Below are 20,586 nucleotides of genomic sequence, written 5' to 3' on the forward strand. Positions count from 1 at the left end.
GATACATGGCAACGACGCCTTCAGGTGGTCTATGAAGCAAGAGGATACCGTCGAATACAACGCGCTGACCTGGGTCAAGAAGGAACTCGATGAGGTCCTGAACCAGACCCGGCTCGCGTTGGAGGGCTACCTGGAGGAGGACCCCGGCGACGAGGACCTCCTGGCCCAGGCCAAGGCGCTGCTCAAGCAGGTGCATGGCACCCTGCAGATGGTGGAGCTGTATGGCGCGGCCATGCTCGCCGAGGAGATGGAGCTGGTCGCCCAGGCCCTGATCGACGGCAAGATCAAGAACCGGGACGATGCCTTCGAGGTCCTGATGCGGGCCCTGGTCACGCTCCCGGACTATCTCGAGAACGTCCAGATGGGGCACCGCGACATCCCGCTGGTGCTCCTGCCCCTGCTCAACGACCTGCGCACCAGCCGCGACGCGCCGCTGTTGTCCGAGAGCGTGCTGTTCTTCCCCAACCTGGCCGTGGACCCCGATACGCCCGTCACGGCCGAGGCCGGTGAATCCCAGGCCCTGGCGCGCAAGCTGCGCCACGCCTTCCAGCTGGGCCTGCTCGGCTGGTTCCGCGACAAGGACGTGCCCGCCAGTCTCGGCAAGCTGGCCGACGTTACCGACCGCCTGTTCCAGGCCTCCGTGGAGGCCCCGGCCCGCCGTTTCTGGTGGGTGGCGGGCGCCCTGGGCGAGGCGCTCAAGGAGGGCGGGCTCGAGAGTGGCGTGACCAGCAAGAGCCTGATGGGCAAGGTGGACCGTCAGATCAAGCGCCTCATCGATCAGGGCGAGAGCGGCGTCGGCGGCAGTGACGTCGAGGACCTGCTCAAGAACATGCTCTACTACGTCGCCCAGGCACCCGCCCGCGGCGATCATGTGCCGGCGGTGAAGAAGGCCTTCCGTCTCGACCAGATGGTGCCCGAGGCCGCGGTGCTCGATGCCGCCCGCCAGCGCATGTCCGGCCCCAACCTCGAGATCCTCGGCACGGTCTCCCAGGCGATTCGCGAGGACCTCACCGAGGTCAAGGACGCGCTGGATGTGTTCATGCACGCCGATCAGCGCAGGCCCGAAGACCTCGGGCCCCTGCATCCCAGGCTCATCAAGATCGCCGAAACCCTGGGCATGCTTGGCCTGGGCGAGGCGCGCCGGCTGGTCAACAACGAGGCCGAGCTGGTCGATTCCGCCATCAAGGGCGAGCAGGCCATCGACGAAGACCTGCTGATGAAGATCGCCAGCGTGATGCTGAGCGTCGAATCCGCGATCAACGACTTCATGGCCGGGCGTTCTTCCGGCATGAGCCAGACGGAGATGAACGCTGCGCTGGAAGGGGATACCGTCGAGCGCAATGCCCTGCCGCAAAGCGAATTCCAGGGGGTGATGGCGGCCGTCATCCGCGAGACCCTCACCGATCTCAACAAGGCCAAGGACGCGATCCTCGAGTTCGTGGCCGCCCCGCAGAACGTCGACCAGCTCACCGAGGCGCCGAACCTGCTGGACCGCGTCAAGGGCGCGATCGGCATGATGCCGGTGGGCAACGTCGGTCCGGTGCTCGATTCGCTGAAGCGCTACATCGGCGAGCGCGTACTGTCGCAGAAGCGGGTGCCGGATGCCGGCGAGCTCGATGCCCTGGCCGACGCCATCACCAGCATCGAGTTCTATCTCGAAAACGTGGCCGAAGGGCGTGGTGCACCGCCGGCTATGCTCGAGGTCGGGGCAGCCAGCGTGGCGCGCCTCGGCTACCCCCTGGGCGGTGAGCCGGTGGCCGACTACGAGCACCTGGAGGCGACGCCCGCACCGGCCGAAGATGAGGCGTCCCTGGACCTCGACGTCGAGGCCACCCAGGAGCTGTCGCTGGCCGAGCCGATGCTGGACGTCGACGATCTCGCCGAGTCGGAGGATGAAGACGAAGGGCTCGACCTGACCATCGAGGACATCGGTTTTGACCTCGACACCGGTGCCGAGGAGACCGCGGCCGAAGCGAGCCCCGAACCGCCAGCCGAGGCACCCGAGCCGGCCGCGGAGAAGGAACGTCCGCAGCCGCTGGTGGGCGAGGTGGACGACGAGATCCTGGAGATCTTCCTCGAGGAGGCCGAGGAGGAGATCGAGCGCATACGCGAATACTTCCCGAAGTGGGAGCAGAACGTCGGCGACGAGGAGTCGCTGGTGACCATCCGTCGCTCCTTCCATACCCTCAAGGGCAGCGGACGCCTGGTCGGCGCCCAGCTCATCGGGGAGTTCGCCTGGAACTACGAGAGCCTGCTCAACCGCATCATCGACAAGACCATCAAACCGGCGTTGTACATCTTCGAGGCCCTGAACAAGGCCCTGGACGTGCTGCCCGAGCTGGTGGCGCAGGTGCGTGGTCAGGGCGAGCCCAGTACGGATGTCTACGCCCTCATGGACGAGGTCGAGGCCATGAGCAAGCCCGACTATGCCGAGCGGGTCATGGGCCGGCAGGAACACGAGTCGGAGGCTGACCGGAATGCCTTCAGCGAGGAGGATGAAGGAGGGCCGGCCCCGTCGGGGGAGCCTGAAGCGGAATCGGTGCAGGGGGACGAGTCGCTCCCCGGGGAGTTCTCCGCCGGTTCCGCCGACAGTGAAGAGACGCAGGAGGCCCCGACCACGAACCATGACGATACGCTGTTCGTGGTCTCCGAAGAGGACGAGGGGCCCGGTGAGACCGAGCTGACCCACGAGCTGGAGCGCCCGCAGGGGCTGGATGAGGCGACCGAGCTGTTCGACCTCTCCGACCTGTCGGGCGAGACGACACCGGGCGCCGACACCGACTACGACATCACGCAGGAACTGCCGGCCCCGGACCTCGACATCGCGCTGGATGTGGAAGAGGCGACGGCAGAGGCCCCGGCGCCGCGGATCGACCCCGATCTGTTCGAGATCTATCGCTCCGAGGCCGAGCAGCACCTGCGCACCCTGCGTGACCAGCTGGCCGAGGCCGCCGGCAAGCCGGCTACGGTCTCTGATGAGCTGCTGCGTGCCCTGCATACCCTCAATGGCAGCTCCCGTACCGCCGAGGTCGACGAACTCTCCGGTGTGTTCACCGCACTGGAAAACCACGCCCGTGAATGCAAGGGGCAGGGCGCGCCGCTGTCGGTCGCGGCCCTGGACCTGATCGGGCGTGCCGTATCGCACGCCGACGGGGTGATGGAGGCCCTGGCCGAGCCCGGTGCCGAGGTCCCCTCGGGCGACGCACTCGCGGCCGAGGCACGTGGCCTGGTGATCGAGGCGGCAGCCGAACCCGTTGCCGCCCCCGCGCCGGCCCCGCAGCCGGAGGCGAGTGAGCCGCCGGACCTGCCGGGCGAACAGGACATGGAGCTGGTGGAGATCTTCCTGGAAGAGGCCATGGAGATCATGGACGCCAGCGATACCACCCTGCAGGCCTGGCAGGACAATCCCGAGGACCGCGAGGCCGTCAACGAGCTGCAGCGGCAGCTGCACACCCTCAAGGGCGGCGCCCGCATGGCGGGCTTCAAGAACATCGGCAACCTGAGCCACGCCGTCGAGTCGCTCATCATCGCGGTGGTCGAGGGGCAGGCCAGGGGGTCGGTCGAGCTCTATACCAGCCTGCGTCGTACCTTCGACCGCCTGAGCGAGATGCTCGAACAGGCGCGCAATCAGGAGCCGATCCACGCCGCGCCGGAACTGATCCGGGAACTCGATGCCTTCCGTCGTGGCGAGACACCGGCAGGGCCTGACGCCACGGTCGAGGTCGCAGCCCTGGCCGAGTCAGCGGAAGCCGAGCCGGCTGCCCCGGTCGAGCCGGCTGATGAGGCGGCGCCGACGGCCGATGAGGCCGAGATCGAGAGCCTGCAGGCGGCGCCCCCGCCAGCGGCTCCTGCCCCGGCGTCTGTGGAGGCGACCGAGGGCGAGGCGCCGCGTCGCGAGCGTCGATCCACGCCGCGTACCGGCCCGCAGGAATTGATCCGCGTGCGCTCCGACCTGCTCGACAACCTGGTCAACAACGCGGGCGAGGTGAACATCTATCACGCCCGCCTCGAGGAGCAGATCACCAGCTTCGGTTTCAACCTCGGTGAGTTCGGCCAGACCATCACCCGCCTGCGCGAACAGCTGCGCAAGCTGGAGCTCGAGACCGACGCGCAGATCCGTTCCTCCTATGCCAAGGAGCACGGCACCGACGAGGCGTTTGACGACGACTTCGACCCGCTGGAGATGGACCAGTACTCGACGCTGCAGCAGCTGTCGCGTTCGCTCGCCGAGTCGGTGAACGACCTGATCAGTATCCAGGACCTGCTCGCCGAGCAGGTGCGTGACACGGAGACCCTGCTGCTGCAGCAGTCGCGCGTGAGTACCGACCTGCAGGAAGGCCTGATGCGTACGCGCATGGTGCAGTTCACCGGCACCGTGCCGCGTCTGCGCCGCATCGTGCGCCAGACGGCGAGCGAGCTCGGCAAGCAGGTGGAGCTCGACATCGTCGGGGAGGGCAGCGAGCTCGACCGCTCGGTGCTCGACCGCATGGTTGCGCCGCTCGAACACATGCTGCGCAACGCCATCGCCCATGGTATCGAGAGCCCGCAGGAGCGCGTGGCCAAGGGCAAGCCCGAGGCCGGGCACATCCGGATCGAGATCGGCCGTGAGGGCTCCGAGGTGGTGATCCGCGTGGCCGATGACGGCGGTGGCATCAACATCGAGGCCATCCGCGCCAAGGCCATCAAGGTGGGCATGATCCGCGAAGGGGACCGGGTCACCGACTACGATCTCATGCAGCTGATTCTCGAGTCCGGGTTCTCCACGGCCAAGCAGGTGGACCAGATCGCCGGGCGCGGGGTGGGCATGGACGTGGTGAACAGCGAGATCAAGCAGCTCGGTGGCGTGCTGCGTATCGATTCGATGCAGGGCCAGGGCACGACCTTCACCGTCAACCTGCCCTTCACCCTGGCCATCAACCAGGCGCTGCTGGTGCAGTCCGGCGAGGACCTGTTCGCCATCCCGCTGGCAAGTATCGAGGGTATCGTGCGTTACCCCGCCACGGGGCTCAAGGACAAGTACCTCGAGGACGCGCCCACCATCGAGTACGCGGCCTACACCTACGAACTCAAGCACCTCGGCGGGCTGCTGGGGATGTCTCAGCCCACGCTGGAAGACGGCGGGGCGCTGTATCCGGTACTGCTGGTGCGTTCCGGCCAGCACCGCGTGGCCCTGCAGGTCGAGGGCCTGATGGGCAACCGCGAGGTGGTGGTGAAGCCCGTGGGGCCGCAGATCAGTCAGGCCCGCGGCATCGCCGGCGCCACCATCCTCGGCGATGGCCGCGTGGTGTTGATCCTCGACGTCCCCTCGCTGGTGCGCATCGGCGCCGGCCTCAAGCTCGTCTACGAGGCGCCGGCCGAGCAGCCCGAGGAAGAGAAGCAGCTCACCGTCATGGTGGTGGACGACTCGATCACCATCCGCAAGGTCACGCAGCGCATGCTGGCACGCAACCAGTTCGGCGTGATGCTGGCCAAGGACGGGGTGGATGCCGTGGCCCAGCTGCAGGATGCCAAGCCGGACCTGATGCTGCTCGACATCGAGATGCCGCGCATGGACGGCTACGAGCTCGCCCAGCATATCCGCAACGACGAGCGGCTGCGTGACATCCCGATCATCATGATCACCTCGCGTACCGGCGAGAAGCATCGCCAGCGTGCCATGGCGATCGGCGTGAACAAGTACCTGGGCAAGCCCTATCAGGAGTCGGACCTGCTCGAGAACATCAACGGGCTGCTCCGCGAGATGGGCAAGCTCGCCTGACCGCATGAACACGACCCATACCCTATCCCATGGCTGATCCCCTGCAGACCATCAACAGCCTCGTCGTCCCGCTGAACGGACAGAACCTGCTGCTGCCGCAGTCGGCCATGGCCGAGGTGCTGTCCCGCCAGCCGCTACGCCCCTTCGAGGGGCCGGTGAAGTGGCTGCGCGGCTTCGCCGAGTGGCGTGGCCAGCAGATCCCCGTGGTCTCCCTCGAGACCATCTGCGGGCGCAGCGGCGGCGAGGTGACCGCCAACAGCCGTTTCGTCGTGCTCTACGCGGTGGAGGGGATTCCCGGCCTGCAGTTCTACGCGCTGGAGGTGAGTGGCATCCCGCATCCGGTGAAGCTGCAGGCCGGCGATCTGGTCGAGGGCGGGGTGAAGGACCAGGACTGCGAGGTGGTGGCGCGCAACGTGCTGGCCGATGGCGAGTCCTGCGTGATCCCCGACCTTCAGCGCCTGGAATACCTGATCCGCGCCCAGATGGAACGCCTCTGAGGTCCAGGCCGTCAGGCCGTCGGTGCTAGGGCGACTCCCCGGTATCCTGCCCACCACTGTCCGGTAGTCTTCCCGACCAGGTCTCGCGCCATTCCAGCAGGTGTGACAGCCTCAGCGGGCGCGCGAAGTAGTAGCCCTGCCCGATCTCGCAGCCAAGCTCGATGAGCGCCCTGGCCGAGGATTCCGTCTCCACACCTTCCGCCACCGTCTTCAGGCCGAACCGCCGCCCGAGCTCCAGGGCGATGGCAACGATGTCGCGGTTCACCTGATCGTTTGCGAGGTCGGCGATGAAGGAGCCGTCGATCTTGATCTCGCTGGCGGGGATGGTGCGGAAATTGGCCAGCGAGGAATATCCGGTACCGAAGTCGTCGATGGACAGGCCGCAACCCATCTCGTGCAGCTGTTCCAGCTGGCGGCGCGTTGTCTCGCTGCCCTCGAGCAGGGCACTTTCCGTGATCTCGAAGGTAATGGCCCTGCTGGGTACCGCCCAGATGGCGAGCTGGTGGCTCACGCGGGTCGCCAGCTCCGGGTCTTCGAGGTCCATGGCCGAGAGGTTGATGGAGATCGATGGGATGGCCATGGCCTGCAGGGCCTTCACGTCCTGCATCACCTGCCGCAGTACGCCGTCGGTGAGCCGGCTGATGAGTCCGGTCCGTTCCGCCAGGGGAATGAACAGCGAGGGCTGGATCATTCCCCGCTCCGGGTGTTCCCAGCGTATCAGGGCTTCGACCCCGTGCAGTCTGCCGTCCCGCAGCCCGACCTGGGGCTGGTAATACATGGTGAAGCTGTTGTTCTGTATGGCCTCGCGCAGTTCGCGGTCGAACTGCCAGCTGTGACTCAGCTCGTTGAACAGCCCGTGGTCAAACAGCGCCCAATGCGTATCGGCACCATCGGCCGCGACCAGCGCCAGTTCGGCGCGTGCCAGCAGCTGGGCGGGGTCCTCGGCATGGTCGGGGAACAGCGCCATGCCGAGGGTGAATTCGGTGCCGGCCTGCTGGGCATCCACGTCGTTGGCCTGCCGCAGCACGCGCTCGATCTTCTGTGCGACCAGCTCGGCATGCCCGGCGTTCATGACCCCGGGCAGCATGAGGATGATGTGATCGTCGTTGCCGTCGATGACCAGCGACGGGTCGGGGGGGATGGCCTCGAGCTGCAGGCGCACCGCCCGTCGATAGGCGGCGGCCCCCTGGTCGCCGAGCAGCCCCCGCACCTTGCGGATGTTGCGCAGGTGGATGACCGCGCAGGCGAGCCGCCCGGCCTGGGGCGGCTGGGCGGCGATGATGCGTTCCAGGACGGCGATGGTGCCCTGGCGCAGATCGGCGAGATCAGAGACGGCGGACATCAGAGATACAGTGCTGCCGGGTCGATGCCGTAGGCGCCGGGCTCCAGCGCCTCGCGGATCTCGATGCCGCGGGCGTCGGTGCGGCCGCGGTCGTGCAGGAGATCGAGTTTGTAGAATTCCCCGAGCAGCTGCTTGTCGGTATCGAGTATCACCATCACGCGGGGGCGCAGACGGCGTACGCGTGACTCGGCCATGACCACGGCGACCTCGCCCGTGGTGAGTTCGACCAGTGTGCCGGCCGGGTAGAGGCCGATCGCCTGGATGAATTCCTCGACCAGCTCGGGTTGGAAGTCGTGCCCGCGCCACTCGTAGAGCTTCTTTACGGCCGCCGACGGGGAGATCGGCTTCTGATAGGGGCGGGCGGTGGTGATGGCGTCATAGCAGTCGACGATGGAGGCGATGCGCCCGGGCAGGGGGATCGCGGTGCCCTTGAGGCCGTTGGGGTAGCCGCTGCCATCGAAGCGCTCGTGGTGATGGGCCACCATCTCGCGCACGGTCTGGGAGATGCCGCCGTCCTTGCCGAGCAGCTCGAGACCGAAGTCGACGTGGCGGCGAATCACGTCCATCTCGTCCTCCGTGAGGCGCCCGGCCTTGGAGAGGATCTCGCCGGGGATCATCAGCTTGCCGATGTCGAACAGGCTGGCGCCCAGGGCCAGCTGGCGCAGGTCGTTGCGCTGCATGCCGAGCTGGCGCCCGAAGGAGACGGCCCAGACCGAGCAGCTCAGGGAGTGGGCATAGGTGTATTCGTCCTTCTTCTGCAGGCGTGCGAGCCAGGCAAAGGCATCCGGGTTGCGGATGACGCTGTCGACCATGAGGTCGAGATCGCCCTGCAGGGCGCCGACGTCCAGGCGCTTCTCCCGCGTGAGGCGGGTGAAGAAGGCCTTGAGCGACTCGAGCAGGCGTTCGTGAGCCGCGCGTGCCTGGGGCAGTTCCTCCTCCAGGCCATGGGCGTCGCGGTAGCCCTGGGGTTGCGCAAGCAGGGGTTCTTCCATGTGCTTCCCCGGGGCCGGGCGGGGCAGGCCTGCGAGCAGATGGGCCGGGGTGCGATCGAGGTCGATGAAGACGTAGGTGCAGTAGCGGTGCAGGCTGTCGAGGTCTTCCTGGTCGCGGATCTCGAAGCCCTGCAGCAGGAAGGGCGTGTCCAGCCAGGGACGGTCCAGCTCGGCGACGAACATGCCGATGCGCAGGTCGCCCGTCATGACTTTCAGCGTGTGTTCGCTCATGCGCGTGCCGGCTGGATGCCCCTGTTACGTGGTACCGGATGCGGGGGGCAGGTCGAGATCGCCCCATCGCAGCTGCAGGGCCGCCAGTATGGTGCTGGCGGCCGTTTCCGTCCTGAGTATCCGTGGCCCGAGCCTGATGCCATTCAAGCCCGCTGTCCGCGCCCTGTCCAGCTCCTCGTCGGTCAAGCCGCCCTCCGGCCCCACCAGCGCGCTGCTGGCGCCTGCCGGTCGAGGGCAGGCGGAGAGGTTCTGCTCGGCCCGCGGGTCGAGCACGACCCCGTGGCCGGAAAACCCGTCCAGCCAGTCCGCCAGTGGCTGGACGGGCGAGAGCCGGGGCAGGCGGCTGCGCCCGCTCTGTTCGCAGGCGCTGATGAGAATACCCTGCCAGTGATCGTACTTTTTTTCCAGTCGCCGGTCATCCAGGCGCAGCACGCTGCGTTCGCACAGCACCGGTACCACCGCCTGCACGCCGAGTTCAACGGCCTTTTGCAGGCTGTAGTCCATGTGGTCACCCTTGGCAATGCCCTGGACGAGGGTGATCGCCAGGGGCGATTCGGCGGGATTGGGGAGGCAGTCCAGTACCCGTGCCGCGGAGTCCCGGCGTTCGGCGCGGGTCAGTTCGGCCGGGTAGTCGTTGCCATCGCCGTTGAACAGCACCAGCCGGGCCCCGGGCCGCAGGCGCAGCACCTGGACCGCATGGCGGTGACAACGCTCGTCCAGCGTCACCTCGTCGCCCGCGGCGATCGGTTGTGGCAGGTACAGGCGGGGAATGCGCACGCAGCTCAGTTCCCGCCGAGATTTCTCCAGATCGCGAGCGTGGGCCCGGACTGGTTCATGGTGTAGAAGTGCAGGCCCGGCGCCCCGCCGTCGAGCAGGGTCTGGCAGAGGTCGGTGACGACCTCCTCGCCGAAGGCGCGCAGCGATGTCTTGTCCTCGCCGAAGGCCTCCAGGCGCTTGCGCATCCAGCGCGGGATCTCGGCACCGCAGGCATCGGAGAAACGCGCCAGTTGGGTGTAGTTGGTGATGGGCATGATGCCCGGCACGATGGGGATGTCGATGCCCAGGCGCTCGCAGTCATCGAGGAAGCGGAAATAGGCGTCCGCGTTGTAGAAGTACTGCGTGATGGCGCTGTCGGCGCCGGCCTCGACCTTGCGCTGGAAGTTGTTCAGGTCGGCCGTGGCGGAGGGGGCCTGGGGGTGGAACTCGGGGTAGGCCGCGACCTCGATGTGGAAGTGGTCGCCGGTCTCCGCGCGGATGAAGGCGACCAGTTCATTGGCGTAGCTGAAGTCGCCGGTCTCGCGCATGCCCGAGGGGATGTCGCCGCGCAGGGCGACGATGTGGTCGATGCCGTTGGCCTGGTAGTGGGCCAGCAGTTCGCGAATGGCGGCCTTCTCGCTGCCGATGCAGGAGAGGTGCGGGGCGGCGTCCACGCCGGCGGCACGGATGGAGAGTACGGTGTCGACGGTGCCCTTCTGGGTGCTGCCGCCGGCGCCGAAGGTGACGGAGAAGTAGCGCGGGGCCATCTCCATCAGCTCCTCGCGCACCTGCGCGAGCTTTTCCTGCCCCTCGTCGGTCTTGGGCGGGAAGAACTCGCAGGAGAATTCGGGGGTGTTGCCGTTGTTCATGAGCGGTGTCTCTTGTTCCGGTAACGACAACGGCGGACCCGGTGGCGTGCACCGGGTCGCCGGGAGGCGGAATCAGTAGCGGTACTGTTCCGGCTTGTAGGGGCCTTCCACGGGTACGCCCAGGTAGTCGGCCTGGACCTGGGAGAGCGTGGTCAGGTGTGCACCGATCTTCTGCAGGTGCAGCCGCGCGACCTTCTCGTCCAGGAGCTTGGGCAGCACGTAGACCTGGTTCTCGTACTTGTCGCCATGATTGAAGAGTTCGATCTGCGCCAGCACCTGGTTGGTGAAGGAGGCGGACATGACGAAGCTCGGGTGGCCGGTGGCGCAGCCGAGGTTCACCAGGCGGCCTTCGGCCAGCAGGGTGATCTTCTTGCCGTCCGGGAAGATGATGTGGTCGACCTGCGGCTTGATGTTCTCCCACTCGTACTTGCGCAGGCTGGCGACCTCGATCTCGGAGTCGAAGTGGCCGATGTTGCAGACGATGGCCTCGTTCTTCATCGCGGCCATGTGGTCGTGGGTGATGACCGCCTCGTTGCCGGTGGCGGTGACGAAGATGTCGCCCATGGGGGCGGCCTCTTCCATGGTGACCACGCGGTAGCCTTCCATCGCCGCCTGCAGGGCGCAGATCGGGTCGATCTCGGTGACGAGCACGGTGGCGCCGAGGCCGCGGAAGGCCTGGGCACAACCCTTGCCGACGTCGCCGTAGCCGAGCACCACGGCGATCTTGCCGGCCACCATCACGTCGGTGGCGCGCTTGATGCCGTCCATCAGGGACTCGCGGCAGCCGTAGAGGTTGTCGAACTTGGACTTGGTGACCGAGTCGTTGACGTTCATGGCCGGGAACAGCAGCTCGCCGTTCTTCGCCATGTGGTAGAGGCGGTGCACGCCGGTGGTGGTCTCCTCGGTGACGCCGCGGATATCGGCGGCCATCCTGGTCCACTTCTGGCTGTCTTCGGCCAGGGTGCGCTTGAGCACGCCCAGCACGGCCTGCCATTCCTCGTTGTCGGAGGCCTTGGGCTCGGGCACGGCGCCGGCCTTCTCGAATTCGACGCCCTTGTGAAGCAGGAGGGTGGCGTCGCCACCGTCGTCGAGGATCATGTTCGGGCCCTTGCCGTCCGGCCAGGCCAGGACCTGCTCAGTGCACCACCAGTACTCCTCGATGGTCTCGCCCTTCCAGGCATAGACCGGGATGCCGGCGGCGGCGATGGCCGCGGCGGCATGGTCCTGGGTGGAGAAGATGTTGCAGGAGGCCCAGCGCACCTCGGCACCCAGGTCCACCAGGGTCTCGATGAGCACGGCGGTCTGGATGGTCATGTGCAGGGAGCCGGTGATGCGGGCGCCCTTGAGGGGCTTGGCGGCGCCGTATTCCTCGCGCAGGGCCATGAGGCCCGGCATCTCGGTCTCGGCGATGGCGATTTCCTTGCGGCCCCAGTCGGCCAGGTTGATGTCGGCGACCTTGTAGTCTTTGAACTCAGCGGTCATTGGGTTGTTCTCCAAAGTTCCGTTGAGCGCCGTTCATTAGGGAAGAGCCGCCGCCCTGAGCCTGACAGGTTGGTTCCTGCTGCAGCGCTCCTCAGGGCGGGGTCGGGGTTATCCGATCAGCTCTTGATGCCGGCCGCCTCGCGCAGGGCGTCGGCCTTGTCGGTGCGCTCCCAGGGGAAGCCCTGGTCGTCGCGGCCGAAGTGGCCGTAGGACGCGGTGGCGCGGTACATGGGCCTGAGCAGGTCGAGCATGGTGGTGATGCCGTAGGGGCGCAGGTCGAAGTGCTCGCGCACCAGCTCCACGATGCGGGCCTCGCTCACGCGCTCGGTGCCGAAGCAGTCGACGCTGATCGAGGTCGGCTGGGCCACGCCGATGGCGTAGGACACCTGGATCTCGCAGCGCTCGGCCAGGCCGGCGGCGACGATGTTCTTGGCGACATAACGGCCGGCATAGGCGGCCGAACGGTCGACCTTGGACGGGTCCTTGCCCGAGAAGGCGCCGCCGCCGTGGCGGGCCATGCCGCCGTAGGTGTCGACGATGATCTTGCGCCCGGTCAGGCCGCAGTCTCCCACCGGGCCGCCGATGATGAACTGGCCGGTGGGGTTGATGTGGTACTGGGTGTTCTTGTGCAGCCACTCCTTGGGCAGCACGTGTTGGATGATCATCTCCATCACGGCCTCCCTCAGGTCGTTCTGCGAGATCTCCGGGTCGTGCTGGGTGGAGAGCACCACGGCGTCGATACCCACGGGCCTGCCGTTCTCGTAGCGGAAGGTGATCTGGCTCTTGGCGTCCGGGCGCAGCCAGGAGAGCTCGCCGTGCTTGCGCACCTGGGCCTGACGTTCCACCAGGCGGTGGGCATAGGTGATCGGCGCGGGCATGAGCACGTCGGTCTCGTTGCTGGCGTAGCCGAACATCAGGCCCTGGTCGCCGGCGCCCTGGTTCTCGCGCTCGGCGCGGTCCACGCCCTGGGCGATGTCGGGCGACTGCTTGCCCAGCGCGTTGATCACGGCGCAGGTGTCCCCGTCGAAACCGATGTCGGAGCTGGTGTAGCCGATGTCGTTGACCACCTCGCGGGCGATCTGGTCGTACTCGATCTGCGCCGAGGTGGTGATCTCGCCGGCCAGCACCACCATGCCCGTCTTCACCAGCGTCTCGCAGGCCACGCGCGCGTTCGGGTCCTGGGCCAGGATGGCATCGAGAATGGCATCCGAGACCTGGTCGGCCATCTTGTCCGGATGGCCTTCGGAGACGGACTCGGAGGTGAAGACGAAGTTTCTGCTCATGGGACTTCCTCTGACGGATACACCGGGCGCGGGCAGGCCCCGCGCGGAAAGTCTCGAATCTTACCGCAGCTTGGTGGCGAAACGCACGTGTGACGGCGGGAAGGTGCCCGGCGGCCGCCTAATAGCCCCAGACGCCCTCGAGCAGCTCGGAGTAACCCCGGTATTGCTGTGGGCTTGCCGGTTCGAAGCCCGGCAGATTGACCTGGCGCAGCATGGCCTGGCCGGCCGGCGAGCCACCGGCCTCGATCAGGGCCTGGCGGATGCGGGCCTTCACCTCGGGCGGGACGTCGGGGCCCGCCGAGAGGGCCATGTGCGGGACCTGCTCGGTGGTGGTGACGGTATTGAGGCCGGGGTTGGCCTGTACCAGGGGGGTGGGGATCATTGCGGCGGCCACCTCGCCGCTGAAGACCTTCTGCACGGCGACGGTGCTGTCATCCACCTCGACGATGATCGGCTGGCGCATCGGGTTGGGAAACAGCTGGCTGAGGCGCACGGCCCCCAGGCTCGGCGAGCCCTGCGAGGCCAGTTTCCTTCCCACCAGTTCATCGGGATCGAAGACCAGTGTGTCGGGGCCGGTCACCAGGCTGAAGCTGACCACGTCCGGCAGCTTGGCCAGGGGTTCGTAGTCCATGCGTTCCATGCGAAAGGCGGTGAGGTGGGCGGCATCCAGCACCAGGTCATACTCGCCGGCCTGCTTGCTGCGCTCCCAGTAGCCGAGGAAGTTCGGGGCGGTCACCAGCCGGATCTGCTCGCCGGTCTGGCGGGAGAGGTACTGGGCCAGCGGCGTGTAGGCCCGGATGATGTCGTCCTTGGGCAGGATGGGCTGCACGACCAGGGTGTACTCGGCGGGCCGTGCCAGCGGGCTGGCCAGCAGGGCCAGCAGGCCAAAGAGGGGGATCAGGCTCCGGGTGATCTTGCGCATGGCTTGCACTCCTCCGACTGATGGTCTTGTCGCTGGCCCGGAGTGCTGCTCGCATCCTGCGCTCCGGAGGGCGTGCCTCACGCCGTCCCATGTTTTATTAAGGAGTTTAATACAGGCTGCCATGCACGTCGTGGAGGTTCGTCGTGAGGCGTGGCACGCCCATCGGACTGTCCTTCAGGTGTCGATGTGGCGTGACGGTTCGGGGAGGTTTTTCTTAAACAATATATTTATCAATGAGTTGCATTCGAATCCTGTGTGCGGCGCCCGGTCATCCCACCCCGTGGTATTGCCCCGCCAGACGGACTAGGGGAAAATACCCGGCTTTTACGCCCCGGGATTCTGTGCCACCCGTCACGCCTGTGCCGGCGCCAGCGCGCCGCCGAGGGGCAGTGTTTCCGCGCGATGTCCCCGCCGATGCCGGCCTCGCCGCCGGCGCGGACGTCGCCCCGACCCGATTCAGAAACCAAGCAATGGGAGATCCACCTATGCCTTCTCGTAGAGACCTTGCCAACGCCATTCGCGCGCTGAGCATGGACGCGGTGCAAAAGGCCAAGTCCGGTCATCCGGGCGCCCCGATGGGCATGGCCGATATCGCCGAAGTCCTCTACAACGATTTCATGCGCCACAATCCGACCAACCCGGACTGGTGCGACCGCGACCGCTTCATCATGTCCAACGGTCACGGCTCCATGCTGCCCTACTCCGTGCTGCACCTGACCGGCTACGACCTGCCGATGGAAGAGCTGAAGAACTTCCGCCAGCTGCACTCCCGCACCCCGGGCCACCCCGAATACGGCTATGCCCCCGGCATCGAGACCACCACCGGTCCGCTGGGTCAGGGCATCAGCAACGGTGTGGGCATGGCGATCGCCGAGAAGGCCCTGGCCGCCCGTTTCAACAAGCCCGGCCACGAGATCGTCGACCACAACACCTACGTGTTCCTGGGCGACGGCTGCATGATGGAGGGCATCTCCCATGAGGCCTGCGCGCTGGCCGGCACCCTGGGCCTGGGCAAGCTCATCGCCCTGTACGACGACAACGGCATCTCCATCGACGGCGAGGTCGAGGGCTGGTTCACCGACGACACGCCGCAGCGCTTCGAGGCCTACGGCTGGCACGTGGTGCGCAACGTCGATGGCCACGATCCGGCGGCCATCAAGGCGGCCATCGAGGAGGCGCGCAGCGTCACCGACAAGCCGTCGATGATCCAGTGCAAGACCATCATCGGCTGGGGCTCGCCCAACAAGCAGGGCAAGGAAGAGTGTCACGGCGCGCCGCTGGGCGACGACGAGATCAAGCTGGTGCGCGAGACCATCGGCTGGAACCATGGCCCGTTCGAGATCCCGGACGAGATCTATGCCGGCTGGGATGCGAAGGAGAAGGGCGCCGCCGCCGAGGCCGCCTGGAACGAGAAGTTCGAGGCCTACCGCAAGGAATTCCCGGAACTGGCCGCCGAGTTCGAGCGCCGCGTGATGAACAAGGCGCTGGCCAGCGACTGGGAAGCCCAGGCCGACGCCTTCATCAAGGCCGTGGCCGAGAAGGGCGACACCATCGCCACCCGCAAGGCCTCGCAGAACGCCATCGAGGGCTTCGCCGGCTTCACCGACTTCATGGGCGGTTCCGCCGACCTGGCCGGCTCCAACCTGACCCTGTGGTCGGGTGCCAAGCCGATGCGCCACAACAACGCCGAGGCGAACTACATCAACTACGGCGTGCGTGAGTTCGGCATGGCCGCCATCGTCAACGGCATCTCGCTGCACGGCGGCTTCGTGCCCTATGGCGCGACCTTCCTGATGTTCTCGGAGTACGCGCGCAACGCCCTGCGCATGGCCGCGCTGATGAAGATCCGTCACATCGAGGTCTTCACCCACGACTCGATCGGCCTGGGCGAAGACGGTCCCACCCACCAGCCGGTGGAGCAGACCGCGACCCTGCGCATGATCCCGAACATGTCGGTGTGGCGTCCCTGTGACGCGGTCGAGACCGCGGTGGCCTGGAAGATGGCGGTGAAGAAGGCCGACGGCCCGACCTCGCTGATCCTCTCGCGCCAGAACCTGGCCCACCAGGCGCGTACCGACGACCAGATCGCCGCCATCGAGCGCGGCGGCTACGTCCTGAAGGACTGCGACGGCACCCCGGACGTGATCCTCATCGCCACCGGTTCCGAAGTGGCCCTGGCGGTTGGTGCGGCCGAGGCCATGAGCGGCAAGAAGGTGCGCGTCGTGTCCATGCCGAGCGTGGACCACTTCGAGGCCCAGGATGCCGCCTACCAGGAATCCGTGCTGCCGAAGTCCGTCACCGCCCGCGTGGTGGTGGAAGCCGGCGTGCCGGACGGCTGGTACAAGTACGCCAGCACCATCGTCGGTCTGCGCCGCTTCGGCGAGTCCGCCCCGGCAGGCGACCTCTTCAAGGAGTTCGGCTTCACCGTGGAGAACGTGGTGAAGGCCGCCGAAGAGGCCATGGCCAAGTAAAACAATATTGACCGGCGGCCTGCGGGCCGTCGGCACGATTTCTTCAAACTACGCGAGTAGGGAGATTTGGAAATGACGATTAAAGTGGGTATCAACGGCTTCGGTCGTATCGGTCGTATGGCCTTCCGTGCCATTGCCAAGGAATTCAAGGACATCGAAGTGGTCGGCATCAACGACCTGCTGGATGCCGATTACCTGGCCTACATGCTGAAGTACGATTCCGTGCACGGCCGTTTCGACGGCGACGTCTCCGTCAGCGGCAACAACCTGGTGGTGAACGGCAAGACCATTCGCCTGACCGCCGAGCGCGATCCGGCCAACCTGGCCTGGTCCGACATCGGTGCCGACCTGGTCATCGAGTGCACCGGCTTCTTCCTCACCGAAGAGACCTGCCAGAAGCACATCGACGCCGGCGCCAAGAAGGTCGTGATGTCCGCCCCGTCCAAGGATGGCACACCGATGTTCGTCTACGGCGTGAACCACGAGACCTACGCCGGCCAGGCCATCGTCTCCGCCGCCTCCTGTACCACCAACTGCCTGGCGCCGGTCGCCAAGGTGCTGCACGACAACTGGGGCATCAAGCGTGGCCTGATGACCACCGTGCACGCCGCCACCGCCACCCAGAAGACCGTCGACGGCCCGTCCCAGAAGGACTGGCGCGGTGGTCGCGGTATCCTGGAGAACATCATCCCGTCCTCCACCGGTGCCGCCAAGGCCGTCGGCGTGGTGCTGCCGGAACTGAACGGCAAGCTCACCGGCATGGCCTTCCGCGTGCCGACCTCCGACGTCTCCGTGGTCGACCTGACCGTCGAGCTGAACAAGGAAGCCAAGTACGAAGACATCTGCGCGGCCATGAAGAAGGCCTCCGAGTCCGGCGATATCAGCAAGACCCTGGGTTACACCGACGAGAAGGTCGTCTCCACCGACTTCCGCGGCGTGGGCTACTCCTCCATCTTCGATGCCGAGGCCGGCATCGCGCTGGATGGCACCTTCGTCAAGGTGGTCTCCTGGTACGACAACGAGTACGGCTACACCTGCAACATGCTCCGTTTCGTCGAGCACGTCGCCAAGTAAGCCGCCTCGGCATGAACGCGGGGTCGGCGGCCTGTCCGCCGGCCCCGGCGTTTAAGCGCTGTTTCGAGAATTGTTCGTCAAGCCGTTACCCGGGCTTCACAAACCATTCTTAATCTATGCAAAGTCTCTATAGGAGTGTGTCATGTCCGTCATCAAGATGACCGACCTGGATCTCGCCGGCAAGCGTGTCCTCATCCGTCAGGATCTCAACGTCCCGCTCAAGGACGGCAAGGTCACCAGCGACAAGCGCATCCGTGCCTCCCTGCCGACCATCGAGCACTGCATCAAGGCCGGTGCCAAGGTCATGATCATGTCCCACCTCGGCCGTCCCACCGAGGGCGAGTACGCCGAGGAATTCTCCCTGGCGCCGGTGGCGGCCCACATGGGCGGCCTGCTGGGCAAGGACGTGGGCCTGGTGAAGGACTACCTCGGTGGCGTCGAACTCAACGACGGCGACGTCGTGATCCTCGAGAACGTGCGCTTCAACGCAGGTGAGAAGAAGAACGACGACGAACTGTCCAAGAAGTACGCTGCCCTGTGCGACGTCTTCGTGATGGACGCCTTCGGCACCGCGCACCGCGCCCAGGCCTCCACCCACGGCGTGGCCAAGTACGCCCCCACCGCCTGCGCCGGCCCGCTGCTGGCGGCCGAGCTGGATGCCCTGGGCAAGGCCCTGGACAACCCGAAGCGCCCGATGGTCGCCATCGTCGGCGGCTCCAAGGTCTCCACCAAGCTCACCGTGCTGGAATCCCTGTCCAAGGTCGTCGACCAGCTGATCGTCGGTGGCGGCATCGCCAACACCTTCATCGCCGCGGCCGGCCACAACGTGGGCAAGTCGCTGTACGAGGCCGATCTCATCGACACCTGCAAGAAGCTCTCCGCCGACGCCGAGTCGCGTGGCGGCAGCATCCCGGTGCCGGTGGACGTGGTCTGCGGCAAGGAATTCTCCGAGACCGCCGCGGCCGAGCTGAAGCCGGTGGCGGACGTGCAGGACGACGACATGATCTTCGACGTCGGTCCCGAAACCTCGAAGCTGTTCGAGGAAATCCTCAAGAAGGCGGGTACCATCGTCTGGAACGGTCCGGTGGGCGTGTTCGAGTTCGACCAGTTCGGCGAGGGCACCAAGGCCCTGTCGCTGGCCATCGCCGAATCCGACGCCTTCTCGATCGCGGGCGGCGGCGACACCCTGGCCGCGGTGGACAAGTACGACATCGCCGACAAGGTCTCCTACATCTCCACCGGCGGCGGCGCCTTCCTCGAATTCCTGGAAGGCAAGAAACTGCCGGCCGTGGAAATCCTGGAACAGCGCGCGAAGTGATCGTGTGAGCAGGGGCCGCCTTTCGCGGCCCCTTTCGTTGCATCAACCAAGAAGGTTTAACTGCCTGTGAGAAGAACAAAGATCATCGCCACCATGGGTCCGGCCACCGATACTCCGGCAGTGGTGGAGCGACTGGTGAAGGCCGGGGTGGACGTGGTGCGCCTGAATTTCTCCCACGGCAGCCCCGAGGAACACCAGCGTCGGGCCGACATGGTCCGCGAGGCCTCGAAGAAGCTCGGGCGCCAGGTGGCCATACTCGGCGACCTGCAGGGCCCAAAGATCCGCATCGACCGCTTCAAGGACGGCCAGGTCAACCTGGAGGAGGGCGCGCCCTTCGTCCTGGACGCCGACCTGGACAAGAACGCGGGTGACGAGCAGGCCGTGGGCCTGACCTACAAGGCCCTGCCCAACGACGTGGTCGCGGGCGACACGCTGCTGCTGGACGACGGCCGCCTGGTCCTCAAGGTGGAAAAGGTCGAGGGGCAGAAGATCCACACCACCGTGGTGCACGGCGGCATCCTCTCGAACAACAAGGGGATCAACCGCCTGGGCGGCGGGCTGTCGGCCGAGGCCATCACCGACAAGGACCGTGCCGACATCCGGACCGCGGCGGCCATCGGCGTGGACTACCTCGCCATGTCCTTCCCGCGCAACGCCGAGGACGTGCGTGAATGCCGGCGCCTGATGGAGGAGGCCGGTGGCAAGGCGGGCATCGTCTCCAAGATCGAGCGGGCCGAGGCCCTGGAGTGCATCGACGAGATCATCGAGGCCTCCGATACCATCATGATCGCGCGCGGCGACCTGGGCGTGGAGATTGGCGACGCCGAGCTGCCGGCCGTGCAGAAGCTGCTGATCAAGCGCGCCCGTGAGATGAACCGCATCGCCATCACGGCCACGCAGATGATGGAGTCGATGATCGTCAATCCGATCCCGACCCGCGCCGAGGTGTTCGACGTGGCCAACGCCGTGCTCGACGGCACCGACGCCGTGATGCTCTCGGGCGAGACCGCCACCGGCAAGTACCCGGACAAGGTTGTTGCCGCCATGGGGCGCATCTGCGAGTCGGCCGAGCAGCAGCGCACCGCCAAGGTCTCGGACCACCGCATCAACCAGACCTTCCAGCGCGTGGACGAGGCCATTGCCATGGCCAGCATGTACACGGCTAACCACCTGAATGTAAAGGCGATTGCTGCGCTGACCGAGTCCGGCTCCACCACGTTGTGGATGTCGCGCATCAGCTCCGGCATCCCCATCTACGCGTTGACGCGTCATGAGGAGACGTGTAGAAAGGTAAGCCTTTATCGCGGCGTCTATCCCGTCCAGTTCCCCACCATCCAGACCAGTCACGCCGAGGCCAACATGCGTGTCGTGGACCTGCTCAAGAGCCAGGGTGTGGTGGCGGACGGTGATCTCGTCATCATTACCAAGGGCGATCTGATGGGGGTGCAGAACGGCACCAATGCCATGAAGATCGTCCGGGTCGGTGAGATGGTCGCGGGCGAAGCCTGACCCCGTCACCACACCGGCCGATAGTTGTTCCAGACATCTTGTCTTATACTTTAGCGTTTTACTTGGAATTGTAGAGGAGGTC

13 protein-coding genes and 1 riboswitch are annotated in these 20,586 nt (G+C 66.3%); of the genes, 6 read left to right on the forward strand and 7 right to left on the reverse strand.

Going from position 1 to position 20,586, the window contains the following annotated elements; translation table 11 throughout:
* Positions 1 to 31: 31 nt before the first annotated feature.
* Complete coding sequence (locus tag HUJ28_13310; GenBank protein MBD3620444.1) at positions 32 to 5,758, forward strand: Hpt domain-containing protein; 5,727 nt, start codon at positions 32 to 34, stop codon at positions 5,756 to 5,758.
* 29 nt (positions 5,759 to 5,787) lie between these two features.
* Positions 5,788 to 6,255 (forward strand): chemotaxis protein CheW, encoded by a 468-nt coding sequence (locus tag HUJ28_13315; protein ID MBD3620445.1) that lies wholly within the window; start codon positions 5,788 to 5,790, stop codon positions 6,253 to 6,255.
* A gap of 25 nt (positions 6,256 to 6,280) precedes the next feature.
* Here HUJ28_13315 and HUJ28_13320 read toward each other — a convergent pair whose 3' ends face one another.
* From HUJ28_13320 to HUJ28_13350, 7 genes are all read right to left on the reverse strand, one after another.
* Positions 6,281 to 7,597: a GGDEF domain-containing protein gene (locus tag HUJ28_13320; GenBank protein MBD3620446.1), complete on the reverse strand. Its 1,317-nt coding sequence runs from the start codon at positions 7,595 to 7,597 to the stop codon at positions 6,281 to 6,283.
* Positions 7,597 to 8,820 carry an HD-GYP domain-containing protein gene (locus HUJ28_13325; GenBank protein ID MBD3620447.1) on the reverse strand — a complete coding sequence of 408 codons (1,224 nt, stop codon included), beginning with the start codon at positions 8,818 to 8,820 and terminating at the stop codon, positions 7,597 to 7,599. The genes HUJ28_13320 and HUJ28_13325 overlap by 1 nt, the downstream gene beginning before the upstream one ends.
* Before the next feature lie 24 nt (positions 8,821 to 8,844).
* Entirely contained in the window at positions 8,845 to 9,597 is a 753-nt protein-coding gene (locus tag HUJ28_13330) for a 16S rRNA (uracil(1498)-N(3))-methyltransferase (protein ID MBD3620448.1), read from the reverse strand.
* 5 nt (positions 9,598 to 9,602) lie between these two features.
* Entirely contained in the window at positions 9,603 to 10,445 is an 843-nt protein-coding gene (gene metF / locus HUJ28_13335) for a methylenetetrahydrofolate reductase [NAD(P)H] (protein ID MBD3620449.1), read from the reverse strand.
* Positions 10,446 to 10,517: 72 nt separating this feature from the next.
* Positions 10,518 to 11,927: an adenosylhomocysteinase gene (locus tag HUJ28_13340; protein ID MBD3620450.1), complete on the reverse strand. Its 1,410-nt coding sequence runs from the start codon at positions 11,925 to 11,927 to the stop codon at positions 10,518 to 10,520.
* A gap of 17 nt (positions 11,928 to 11,944) precedes the next feature.
* Positions 11,945 to 12,026, reverse strand: a riboswitch (S-adenosyl-L-homocysteine riboswitch).
* A gap of 17 nt (positions 12,027 to 12,043) precedes the next feature.
* Entirely contained in the window at positions 12,044 to 13,210 is a 1,167-nt protein-coding gene (locus HUJ28_13345; protein ID MBD3620451.1) for a methionine adenosyltransferase, read from the reverse strand.
* Positions 13,211 to 13,328: 118 nt separating this feature from the next.
* Positions 13,329 to 14,132, reverse strand: a complete 804-nt coding sequence (locus tag HUJ28_13350) for a PhnD/SsuA/transferrin family substrate-binding protein (GenBank protein ID MBD3620452.1) — start codon at positions 14,130 to 14,132, stop codon at positions 13,329 to 13,331.
* A 485-nt stretch (positions 14,133 to 14,617) separates the two neighbouring features.
* Here HUJ28_13350 and tkt point away from each other — a divergent pair, with 485 nt between their 5' ends.
* The 4 genes from tkt to pyk all read left to right on the forward strand — a co-directional run bounded on the left by tkt (position 14,618) and on the right by pyk (position 20,504).
* Positions 14,618 to 16,603 (forward strand): transketolase, encoded by a 1,986-nt coding sequence (gene tkt / locus HUJ28_13355; protein ID MBD3620453.1) that lies wholly within the window; start codon positions 14,618 to 14,620, stop codon positions 16,601 to 16,603.
* A gap of 72 nt (positions 16,604 to 16,675) precedes the next feature.
* The gene (gene gap / locus HUJ28_13360; protein ID MBD3620454.1) at positions 16,676 to 17,677 is read left to right on the forward strand and encodes a type I glyceraldehyde-3-phosphate dehydrogenase; all 1,002 of its coding nucleotides are present in this window, start codon (positions 16,676 to 16,678) and stop codon (positions 17,675 to 17,677) included.
* A gap of 142 nt (positions 17,678 to 17,819) precedes the next feature.
* Positions 17,820 to 18,995 carry a phosphoglycerate kinase gene (locus HUJ28_13365; protein ID MBD3620455.1) on the forward strand — a complete coding sequence of 392 codons (1,176 nt, stop codon included), beginning with the start codon at positions 17,820 to 17,822 and terminating at the stop codon, positions 18,993 to 18,995.
* A 66-nt stretch (positions 18,996 to 19,061) separates the two neighbouring features.
* Positions 19,062 to 20,504, forward strand: coding sequence for a pyruvate kinase (gene pyk / locus HUJ28_13370; protein ID MBD3620456.1), 1,443 nt, complete (start codon positions 19,062 to 19,064; stop codon positions 20,502 to 20,504).
* Positions 20,505 to 20,586 lie beyond the last annotated feature (82 nt).

This window comes from Chromatiales bacterium, from assembly GCA_014762505.1.
Taxonomy (GTDB): domain Bacteria; phylum Pseudomonadota; class Gammaproteobacteria; order SpSt-1174; family SpSt-1174; genus SpSt-1174.